Origin of the sequence: Paenibacillus cisolokensis (assembly GCF_018403665.1) — a bacterium.
Lineage (GTDB): Bacteria > Bacillota > Bacilli > Paenibacillales > Paenibacillaceae > Paenibacillus_AH > Paenibacillus_AH cisolokensis.
Window position 1 is genome coordinate 1 of sequence record NZ_BOVJ01000201.1, and the last position, 10334, is coordinate 10334.

Genomic DNA, 10334 nt, shown 5'->3' on the forward strand with positions numbered 1-10334 from the left:
ACTGCACTTTTGCAGCTTTGATCTTTTATTGGGTTTCTATCTTCCGGATGCCAGCCGCCGCGGAGTCGGAGTAAAGCAATTTCGAGACAGGTGGCAGTTTACAGCGGGGTAGCGCGAGCGAACGTGGAGGTTCGCAATTAGTCGCCGGGTGGCGAGAGCGAATAGAGCTCTGGCCGCCATCGCGAAACAGTATCGTCCCCGGACAGAGACGAAGAAGTCGTTTTTGCTTGTTTCATACGCATGGCAAATTGCGTGTGCTTGACGAATTACGTACGCCTAGCAAATTACGTGCGTCTGACGAATTGCGTTGCCGCTAAGCCGTGGAACCGCTACAATCAAAATTACAAGGAGATCACGTGAAAAAGCTGGTAAAGGAGGCGGGCGTCCATGAGTGGAAACGTCAGCATCGAACGGTTCGTCCTGGAGCCGGGCGGCGATTTGTTCATACGCGGCAGCGTATACGTACAGCCGGATCAGGATAAAAAGCCGGTGATCGTCATTTGCCACGGGTTCAAAGCGTTCGCGTCGTGGGGGTTTTTCCCGTATGCGGCGGAGTGGCTGGTGCAGCGCGGGTTTTACGTCGTCCTGTTCAATTTCTCTTGCAACGGCGTGCGGGAGTGGGATTTTGACGAGCTTGACAAATTCGCACGCAACACGTATTCGCGCGAGCAGGACGATCTCGCAGCCGTTTTGTCGGCGCTGACCCGCGGCCGGCTGCCGTTCCCGCAGATGGCCGATACGGAGCGCATCGCGCTGCTCGGCCACAGCCGCGGAGGCGGCAATGCGATCATCTTCGCAGCCGATCATCCGGAGATCGGAGCCGTCGTCACCTGGAACGGCGTCGGTTCGGCCAACTTGTTTGACGAGCGCTTCGAAGCCGAAGCGAGACGGGAGGGCGTTGCCTATACGCCGAATGCGCGGACGAAGCAGCTGATGCCGATCAACCGGATATTCTTCGAAGATCTGGACCGAAACCGCGAACGGTTCGATATTCCGGCGAGGCTGGCCGAGCTTGACATTCCGGTTATGCTGCTGCAGGGCGACGAAGATGCGGAACGGCTGCTGAACGGCTTCCGGCGCATGCGTGAAGCGGCGCCCCGCCATACGTATCGCACGATCGCCGGAGCGGGACATACGTTCGGGGCCGTTCATCCGTTTGCGGGGACGACGGCGGCGCTGGAAGAAGCGTTGGAAGCGACCGCTTCTTTTCTGCTTGAGAATCTCCGGCGCAGGAACGGCTAACGTCGGCGGTCATACCGGTATTACGGGGTCCGTCATCCTTCCAATTGCGTAAGCTCCACGCGCCATGCTTCCGGATTCCAGGCGGCGTGCAGACCGAATAATTGCGCGGCGAAGCCGATCGGAACATAAGTGGTGCCGCCGCGGATTTGCGCCGGGACGTCGAGCGCGATGGTCCGTTCGCCGTCCGTTTCGGTCACTCGCGCTTCCTTGCCGCCGGCCGGCAGTTGCAGCGACCTGTCGCCCAATGCGGCGTAGATTGTGCCGCTCGCCCGGTCCCAGGCTACCTCGGCGCCGAATTGGGCGAACAACGGTCTCATCGGCACGAGCACTCTTCCGTCAGCCGTCAGCGGGTCCGGCGTCAGCCGTACCTCCCGCCCGTTCAGAAAGATGCCGACCGGCGTCCGGTCCAGATCGAAAAATTCGACTTCATATTGCAGCGTCGCCGCCGATCCGTCCGTCTTTTCCAATCCTTCGACCGTCACTTCGAAGAGCGAGCCGTCGGCGAACAGAACGCCGCTATCGTCCGCCGTCAGATCGGGACGGAACACAATGGCCGGAGAACCGGCATACATGACGGCGGAGACGTTCCCGTACGCGCCCGACAGCATATCCTTGTCCTGACGTCCGATCGTCCAGACGCGGCCGCTGGCGGGATGGCGCAGGGTGATGCTCGCAAGGGCCGGGTCCGGCGTTTTGTAGATTTCAGGGTTGAGCGATATGGACCAGACTTGGCGCGGGTGAAAAAATTGCAGCGGGAACGGTCCGCGGGCCGGATACGGTATGGCGTCGTAAACGAATAGCGATTCCCGGCTGCGGTCGGTGACGCTGATCGTCGAGTAGCTGCCGGCAAAACCGAATCCCGCTTTCTTGAGCTGCGGAGACAGAATCCAGCGCCGGTGGCCGACTTTGCCGATATTCCGGGGATCGGAGTCGTCCATGTACCCGATCACCGCCTCGTGCAGGGTGCGGTATCCTTTGGCCAAATTGCTGGTGGAAGCGGAACGGTAGCCGGTCTCGTAAAAATCCGCCTCCATATCGGCCGGGCGCTGTGGGCGATGATCGAGCTTGCCTGCGGCATGCAGCAGCACTGCGCCGTGCTGGGCGATGGCGTTCAGCGACGCGTCCGCTTCGATATCGGCGGGTAGATCGGCCAAATAACGGACAAAATTAACCATATTGAGCCCGTCCTGTATGAAAGCCGGCTGCAGCTTGCCCGGCGCATAGGGCGCTTGCAGGCTCGGGATGTCGGCGTAAGGCGTACCGGCATAACGGGGCTTGAGCCGCTCCCATGCGGCTTTGATGGAGGAACGGGACCGGGCGGCCGTCAAATCGGCCATGCGGATCTCCTCTCCGGGATACACGGCAGCTTTCGCGGGCTCGGATGCGCTGGCATCCGCTTCGGGGAGACGGACGAAATTCCCTACTATGTTTATCATCAGAAATGCACTCAGTAATGCACATAGGATACGAATACAGCATCGCATTGCGGCATCATCCCTCCAGGAGCATAGCCATTCCTTTCGATAAGAACGTCCGTATTCCTTTTTGTACGCGCAAAACTTACGAAAGATTCGGAACGACAATGCCGGTATATCCGGTGCGGGAGGCGTGTAAAGATGGCCAAATGGCTGGATTGGATGCGCAGACATGCCGGTCGCAAGCTGGCGGGCATACATGCCTGGAACGGATGGATCGTTCTGCTGCTGGCGGCGACGGGGTTGCTGCTCGCAAGCGGTTTTTGGCGGGGGGTGCTGGGCGAGGGGAGAGTTTGGCTCAAGTGGGTGCATATTGCGGCCGGACTTGTGTCCGTTGCTCCTATCATCCTGTATATGACGCTCATCGGCAAGCATTGGAGGCTGCTGAAAGGCCGGCCCTGGCAGCGGTTCAATATCGTCGTCGTGCTGACCCTCCTCGCCGGCTGGCTGTTGTCGGGAGTCATCCTTTGGCAATTCAGGCTTGCCGGGCCGGCGTTGTCGAATGCGGCGCTTGTCGCGCACGATCTGCTGACCTGGATCGGGCTTCCGTACATCATCTATCATTCGCTGACGCGCACACGATGGATCAAGCAAGCCGGCCGCAGGGCCGTCATCACGGAAAGGTCGGAAGAACGACTGCACCCGGCCGCTCCCCAGCCGTTGTATACCCGCCGCGCTTTTCTCCGTACGGCGATCGGGGCCGGGCTTGCTGTCGCGTTCGGGCCTTCGTTGCTGCAATGGGTCGGACGGTCGCTCGGCAGCACGTCCGGCAGCGCGCTTGAACGGTTGGCGGAGAACGACAAAAACCGCTTGCTGCCCGCGCCGCAGCCGCTTGCCGATTCCTCGCCGCCGGTCGGCGGCGGAGCGCAAGGACATTTTCGCATTTATACGGTAACGCCGATCCCGGCATTCACGAACAATGACTGGTCGTTTACCGTCGACGGACTGGTCGACCGGCCTTTCACCTGGAATTGGGAAGAATTCGTGAGCCGGAAACGAACCGTGCAGGTAAGCGATTTTCACTGTGTGACGGGCTGGTCGGTGTACCGCAACACCTGGGAAGGCATTCCGCTTCGGGAACTGCTCGATTTGGCGGGTGTCCGGCCAGAAGCGAAAACAGTCAAGCTTTATTCCGGAGACGGCGTCTATACCGAGTCGCTCACGCTCGATCAGGCGAGAATGGATGACGTCATGGTCGCAGTTTTGCACGACGGCAGGCCATTGCCGTCGGACCTCGGCGGTCCGGCCCGGCTCATCGTTCCGAAAATGTACGCGTACAAGTCGATCAAATGGCTGAATCGCATCGAGCTGATCGCCGGCGATCACGACGGGTACTGGATCGAGCGCGGCTACAGCAAAGACGCGTGGGTGTAAAAGCGCCAATGGGCGGGAGCGGGCGAACGCACGTCTCTCCCGGCGCGAACAGCGGCGCCGCGCGGAGGCGGACAGACTGCAAACATTTACGGTGCAACAGCAGCAACGGCTGCAACGGCTGCAGCACAGCTAGCAGCGATTGCAACAACTACAACGGCTGCAGCACAGCTGGCAGAGACTGCAACACCTGCAATGACTGCACAGCTAGCAGTGATTGCAACGGCTGCAACGGCTGCAGCACAGCTAGCAGAGACTGCAACACCTGCAATGACTGCACAGCTGGCAGGGACTTCTACAGTTGCAGTGGCTGCAATAGCAGCAACAGCTACAACACCTGCATCGACTGCACGGCTGCAACGGCTAGCAGCGATTGCAACGGCTGCAAGGCTGCCCATCCCGGCGGCTATCCGCATCGCTGGCAAGTCCTGTTCCGTTTCGGAAAATGGTACATGATACCAGCTGTCACCAAATGGCGTTTCACCCGACCGGCTTCAGTCGGTCTTTTTCTTTTTTGGCGAAAAGTTGCTTGTCGATTTGGCGTCCTCGACCGTGTCGTTGACAAAAGCCATATCTTGGTTCTTGGCATTCATACGGGTAGTTCCTTTATAGTTGTTTTTGTGGGATTGGTTTTCCATTGCCGTCACCTCCTTGTCCGGACGTAGTATTCCCGGCGGGAGATACGGCATTCCGCGCGAATGCGCGGCAGGACATCCAGGGAGGCGATCGATGTGCCGCACAAAGCGAAAAGGGTGAAAATCCGGGCGGTCCGGCTGCTGGCGGTTGCCGCGCTGCTGGCGGCGGCGGTGGCGCTGGCGGCCGCATGCTCCAATGAAAGGCAAGAGAGCCCGGCAAGCGGCGATAAAGCGGGAGGAAGTCATACGGAGGCCGCCGTTCAGGCCGGCGATGCGAAGGAGTGGCTGGACAAAGCGGCCTCTTCGTTCAAAGGCGTGGACGTTTTCGGCATCGATATGAAGCTGGACCAGCGGCTGACGACGGACGGGCAGACGTCCGAGCTTGTCATAGCCAATGAGGGCAACGTGTCGATCGAGCCGCTTGTCATGAGGCAGACGGTCGAATCGACGTTTGACGGCCAGACGGATAAGCTCGCTGCGTATTTGACGCCGGACGGTTACTTTACACAGGACCTGGTAACCGGCGAGTGGAGCCGGATGGACGAATCGGAGCTGCCGAAGATCAAGGCGTCGATGTCCGACTATCAAATCGCGCCCGCCGATCAGATGAAGCGGCTTGCCCGACATGCCGCCGCGTTCTCGGCGACGAAAGATGATGAAGGGAACGTCGTGCTCGCTTACGAAGGCGACGGCGCGGGAGAGGACGCCCGCGCGCTGCTGATCGACGTTCTGACCGTTACGCTGGGAGGAGGCGCGCTCCCGGAAGGGGTCGAGGACAGCATCGAGACCGAAACGATGAGTTACCGGATCGTGCTCGACCCGGACACCGCGCGTCCGGTAACGGTCGATGTGACCGCCGATCTGACGCTCGAATTCGAGCCGGGCCATCCGTCGAAGCTGACGCAGACGATGAGCGTCCGGTACGATGACTGGGGAGAACCGTTCGAGGCGGACGTGCCGGACGAAGCGAAGCGGGCGCCGGAGGTCATCATTCCGGACGCCGAAACGATGGAAGAGCTGGAGAAGCTGTTGGAGGAATAGGCGGCCGGACATTAGCGGCCGGTCATAGCGGTGCATGATTAGCTGTTGTACGTTAGCGGCCGCACGCCCGGTCTTTCGCTCACCCTGTTCTTCGAGTATAATGGCGAAAGACCATGTCATGTTAGAGGAGTGTTTTCGTCATGCCACTTTCTTGTGGAATCGTCGGATTGCCGAACGTAGGCAAGTCGACCTTGTTTAATGCGATTACGCAGGCAGGGGCCGAATCTGCCAACTATCCGTTCTGCACCATCGATCCGAACGTCGGCGTCGTGGAAGTGCCTGACGAGCGGCTGGACAAGCTGACCGAGATCGTGAAGCCGAACCGGACGGTACCGACGGCTTTCGAATTCGTCGATATTGCCGGCCTGGTCGCCGGGGCGAGCAAAGGCGAAGGGCTCGGCAACAAGTTTCTGGCCCATATCCGCGAAGTCGACGCCATCGTGCATGTCGTCCGCTGCTTCCGCGACGATAATATTACGCATGTGGCGGGAAGGGTCGACCCGCTCAGCGACATCCAGACGATCAATCTGGAGCTGATTCTGGCCGATCTGGATACGGTCGAGAAGCGTATGGAGCGGACCCGCAAAAGCATGAAGGGCGGGGACAAGAAACCGGCCCAGGAGCTGGCGGTGTTGGAGAGGCTCAAGGAGGCGCTGTACAACGACAAGCCGGCGCGCAGCGTAGAGCTGTCCGACGAGGAGCGGCTGGTCGTCCGCGACCTGCATCTGCTTACGATGAAGCCGGTGCTGTATGCCGCGAACGTCAGCGAATCGGAGGCGGCCGATGCGGACAACAATCCGTTCGTGCAGCAAGTCCGCGAGTTCGCGGCGGCGGAAGGAGCCGAAGTCGTGCCGATCAGCGCCCGGGTGGAGGCCGAAATTGCCGAGCTGGACGGCGATGACAAGAAGCTGTTTCTCGAAGAGCTGGGACTAGCGGAATCGGGCCTGAACCGGCTGATCAAAGCGGCGTACAAGCTGCTCGGACTGTATACGTATTTCACCGCCGGGGTGCAGGAAGTGCGCGCCTGGACGATTCGCAAGGGCACCAAGGCGCCGCAGGCGGCAGGCGTTATCCACAGCGACTTCGAGCGCGGCTTTATCCGCGCGGAGGTCGTCTCCTATGACGATCTCGTTGCCGCGGGTTCGATGAACGCGGTGCGCGAGCGAGGCCAGCTTCGCCTCGAAGGCAAAGATTACGTCGTCCAGGACGGCGACATTATGCATTTCCGCTTCAACGTCTAAAACCGAACAAGGCCGGCTTCCCGCTGCGGAAGCCGGCCTTGCCGTTTCCGACTGTCCGTATCGCCTGCGGCAGGTTTGTGGTATAATGGAGAGACGACATTTTTGCAGAAAACTTAGGGGTGAAATACGGTGTTGGACCGTTTACAATCGTTGGCCGACCGGTATGAGAAGCTCAGCGAGCTGCTGTGCGATCCGGATGTAGCGAACGATCCGAAGCGTCTGCGGGAGTATTCCAAGGAGCAGTCGGATCTGCAGGAAGCTTACACGGCCTATACGGAATATAAAGAGGTGCTGGCGCAGCTCGACGATGCGAAAGCGATGCTGGGCGAGAAGCTCGACGACGAGATGCGCGAGATGGTCAAGCTGGAAATCGAGGAGCTGACCGCCCGCCGTGCGGCGCTGGAAGAGCGCATTCGCGTGCTGATGCTGCCGAAGGACCCGAACGATGACAAAAATGTCATTATCGAGATCCGCGGCGCGGCGGGCGGGGACGAGGCGGCGCTGTTCGCGGCCGATCTGTACCGGATGTATACCAAATACGCCGACTCCCAGGGCTGGCGCGTCGAGCTGCTGGAAGCGAACGAGAGCGACCTGGGCGGCTTCAAGGAAGTTATTTTCATGGTGTCCGGCAAAGGCGCTTACAGCAAGCTGAAATTCGAAAGCGGCGCCCACCGGGTGCAGCGGGTGCCGGTTACGGAATCCGGCGGCCGCATTCATACGTCGACCTCGACGGTGGCGGTCATGCCCGAGGTGGAAGAGATCGAGGTCGAAATTCTGGACAAAGACATTCGCATCGATACGTTCTGTTCGAGCGGCGCCGGCGGCCAGTCCGTCAACACGACGAAGTCGGCGGTGCGCGTCACGCATATCCCGACCGGCATCGTGGCGACATGCCAGGACGGCAAATCGCAGAACGACAACAAGGCCAAGGCGCTGCAGGTGCTGCGGGCGCGCATCTACGACATGCGCCGGCAGGAGGAAGAAGCGAAATACGCGGGCGAGCGCAAAAGCAAGGTCGGAACGGGCGACCGGAGCGAGCGGATCCGCACGTACAATTTTCCGCAGAGCCGGGTGACCGATCACCGGATCGGCCTGACGCTGCACAAGCTTGACGCGATTATGAACGGCGAGCTGGATGAAATTATTAACGCGCTGACGCTGACGGAGCAGGCGGAGCTGCTCGAGCAGAGCGTGTGAACCGTCGAAGCGGGGCGCGGCGCCGCAGAGACATGACAAAACAGAACGGTGCCCGGGAGGAACAGGGATGAGCCAGTTTAGGACGGCGCCGGGGACGACGATCGGGGAAGCCTGCATGCAGGCTTCCTCGTTTTGGCGTCATGCGGCGTGGAGGAGGCGCGCGCGAATGCGGAGCGGCTGCTCATGCATCTGCTGGGAGCGACGCGCGCGGAGCTGCTGCGGGATTGGCGGGAGCCGTTCCCGCAGGAAGAAGCCGCCCGCTGGGAGCGGCTCGTCGCGCGCAAGGCGGCCGGCGAGCCGGTGCAATATATCGCGGGCGAGCAATGGTTTTACGGCCTGGCGTTCACGGTGACGCCGGCCGTGCTGATTCCGCGCCCCGAGACGGAATTGCTCGTCGAGGCGGTGCTGGAGGCGGCCGATGCATGCTGGCCGCCTGAGCAGGCCGCGCGCCCGGGCGATGCGCCGGGCGGCGCGGCGAACGTGCCGACGGTGGCCGACGTCGGCACGGGCAGCGGCGCCATCGCCGTGACGCTGGCGGTGCAGCGTCCGCGCTGGCGCGTATGCGCGTCCGACCTGTCGGCGGACGCGCTTGCGGTCGCCCGCACGAACGCGGAGCGCCACAACGTCGCGTCGCGCATAGCGTTCGTGCAGGGCGACCTGCTCGCGCCGTTCGTCGGGCGCGAGGGAACGCGGCGGGCGTGCGGAGATGAACGCCCGCCCGCCGCAGGCCTTGGGATCGACGTATTGGTGTCGAACCCGCCGTACATCCCGTCCGGCGACCTGCCCGGACTGCAGCGAGAGGTGCGCGATTACGAGCCGCGTCTCGCGCTCGACGGCGGAGACGACGGTCTGACGCCCTACCGCCGCATGATCGGCATGCTGCCGCAGCTCGCCCGCATTCCGCGCATCGTCGCCTTCGAACTCGGCCTGGGTCAAGCCCCGGAGGTGGCCGGCATGCTGCGCCGGTTCGGCGCATGGGACGAGATCCGGATCGTGCGCGACTATGCCGGCATCGAGCGCCATGTGCTGGCCGTCCGGCATAGCGATGACGGGAGCTGACACTCCCGGACAAGGCCCGCAGCAGAACGGCGGCAACAGGGCGGAACCGCATAAAGATGGCGCAAAACAGATCGGCCGTTCGTCAGCCGGACTTTGGCGGCGGTTTGCCGTACGGCCGGCAGCGGAAAGCCGAATCTACTTTCTTTTTTCCCGAATGATAGTTTAGAAGACAGGTTAGCCGGAAATAATGACGGATAGAAACGTTCCGGAACGCAAGCTGATGCACCGACGGGTGCGCGAGAGGGGCTTGTGTTGGATGATCCGCCATTATCGTTATCCTTTTCGGTTATCCTATCTGTATCTGTTCGTCACATTGTGCGTGCTCGTCATGAGTTGGGAGACGCAGCGGACCGACGCTGCCGTTGCGGACGCCGCCATTCCCGAGCAGTCGATTCGGCTGCGCATATTGGCCAATTCGGATTCCGCCGCCGATCAGGCGGTCAAGCGGCATGTCCGCGATGCCGTCGTGGAAGCGATGAACGGCTGGGTGTCCGGCCCGCAGACGATCGGGGAAGCGCGTGCCGAGATCCGGTCGCGGATGGCGGACATCGAACGAATCGTCGAAGCCGAATTGAGAAGCCGCGGCTTTGCTTACGGATTTCGCGCGGAGCTGGCCGTCGTGCCGTTCCCGACCAAAATTTACGGCAAGCGGGTTTACCCGGCCGGCGATTACGAGGCGCTGCGCATCACGCTGGGCGAAGGGCAAGGGCAAAACTGGTGGTGCGTGCTGTTTCCGCCGCTCTGCTTCGTGGACAGCGTGACCGGAGAAGCGACCGCCGCTTCGGCGACCGCGGACGGCTCCGTCTCTTCCATGGAAGACCGGGGCGAAGCCGCCGGCGCGCAAACGCCGGAAGCCCGTTTCTTCCTGTGGGAATTGATCCAATCGATACTGTCGTTTATCCGCAGCTTGTTCGTCTAAAAAGAATAGCAAGCCGCTTGAAGCTGTCCCGGAGGTTGGGTAAACCTGCGGGGCAGCTTTTTTTTTGTCCCATCAAGGATTAACGCGAAACGAGGACGATTTACATCCTTGACGGCCGGTGAAAAAGTTTTCCAGGCAGGCCTTTCCCGCGATT

At 61.2% G+C, this 10334-nt stretch carries 8 protein-coding genes and 1 pseudogene; 7 read left to right on the forward strand and 2 right to left on the reverse strand.

Features of this window, described 5'->3' with window-relative positions; translation table 11 throughout:
* The first annotated feature begins 387 nt into the window (after positions 1-387).
* Positions 388-1242 carry an alpha/beta hydrolase family protein gene (locus PACILC2_RS23570; RefSeq protein ID WP_213531237.1) on the forward strand — a complete coding sequence of 285 codons (855 nt, stop codon included), beginning with the start codon at positions 388-390 and terminating at the stop codon, positions 1240-1242.
* 32 nt (positions 1243-1274) lie between these two features.
* On the opposite strand, the gene PACILC2_RS23575 is transcribed toward PACILC2_RS23570, so the two are convergent.
* The gene (locus PACILC2_RS23575; protein WP_213531239.1) at positions 1275-2678 is read right to left on the reverse strand and encodes a stalk domain-containing protein; all 1404 of its coding nucleotides are present in this window, start codon (positions 2676-2678) and stop codon (positions 1275-1277) included.
* 180 nt (positions 2679-2858) lie between these two features.
* On the opposite strand from PACILC2_RS23575, the gene PACILC2_RS23580 reads away from it, so the two are divergent.
* Positions 2859-4091, forward strand: a complete 1233-nt coding sequence (locus tag PACILC2_RS23580; RefSeq protein ID WP_062490076.1) for a molybdopterin-dependent oxidoreductase — start codon at positions 2859-2861, stop codon at positions 4089-4091.
* A 491-nt stretch (positions 4092-4582) separates the two neighbouring features.
* Here the strand turns inward: PACILC2_RS23580 and PACILC2_RS23585 are convergent, their stop codons facing one another.
* Positions 4583-4726 (reverse strand): hypothetical protein, encoded by a 144-nt coding sequence (locus PACILC2_RS23585; protein WP_201024065.1) that lies wholly within the window; start codon positions 4724-4726, stop codon positions 4583-4585.
* Between the two features lie 93 nt (positions 4727-4819).
* Between PACILC2_RS23585 and PACILC2_RS23590 the strand changes: the two genes are divergently transcribed.
* The 5 genes and pseudogenes from PACILC2_RS23590 to spoIIR all read left to right on the forward strand — a co-directional run bounded on the left by PACILC2_RS23590 (position 4820) and on the right by spoIIR (position 10180).
* A complete protein-coding gene (locus tag PACILC2_RS23590; RefSeq protein ID WP_213531241.1) occupies positions 4820-5764 on the forward strand; it encodes a DUF6612 family protein in 945 nt (314 codons plus the stop codon).
* A gap of 140 nt (positions 5765-5904) precedes the next feature.
* Positions 5905-7005 (forward strand): redox-regulated ATPase YchF, encoded by a 1101-nt coding sequence (gene ychF / locus PACILC2_RS23595; RefSeq protein ID WP_062490080.1) that lies wholly within the window; start codon positions 5905-5907, stop codon positions 7003-7005.
* 129 nt (positions 7006-7134) lie between these two features.
* A complete protein-coding gene (gene prfA / locus PACILC2_RS23600) occupies positions 7135-8202 on the forward strand; it encodes a peptide chain release factor 1 (RefSeq protein ID WP_062490083.1) in 1068 nt (355 codons plus the stop codon).
* A 67-nt stretch (positions 8203-8269) separates the two neighbouring features.
* Positions 8270-9261, forward strand: a pseudogene (gene prmC, locus PACILC2_RS23605) (peptide chain release factor N(5)-glutamine methyltransferase).
* A gap of 256 nt (positions 9262-9517) precedes the next feature.
* Positions 9518-10180, forward strand: coding sequence for a stage II sporulation protein R (gene spoIIR, locus PACILC2_RS23610; RefSeq protein WP_213531243.1), 663 nt, complete (start codon positions 9518-9520; stop codon positions 10178-10180).
* The last annotated feature ends 154 nt before the right edge of the window (positions 10181-10334 follow it).

Bases quoted from the DNA above. Each gene is read 5' to 3' on its own strand.
- ychF (WP_062490080.1), top strand. From the start codon at position 5,905: ATGCCACTTTCTTGTGGAATCGTCGGATTGCCGAACGTAGGCAAGTCG.
- spoIIR (WP_213531243.1), top strand. From the start codon at position 9,518: ATGATCCGCCATTATCGTTATCCTTTTCGGTTATCCTATCTGTATCTG.
- PACILC2_RS23580 (WP_062490076.1), top strand. From the start codon at position 2,859: ATGGCCAAATGGCTGGATTGGATGCGCAGACATGCCGGTCGCAAGCTG.
- PACILC2_RS23575 (WP_213531239.1), bottom strand. From the start codon at position 2,678: ATGATAAACATAGTAGGGAATTTCGTCCGTCTCCCCGAAGCGGATGCC.
- PACILC2_RS23570 (WP_213531237.1), top strand. From the start codon at position 388: ATGAGTGGAAACGTCAGCATCGAACGGTTCGTCCTGGAGCCGGGCGGC.
- PACILC2_RS23585 (WP_201024065.1), bottom strand. From the start codon at position 4,726: ATGGAAAACCAATCCCACAAAAACAACTATAAAGGAACTACCCGTATG.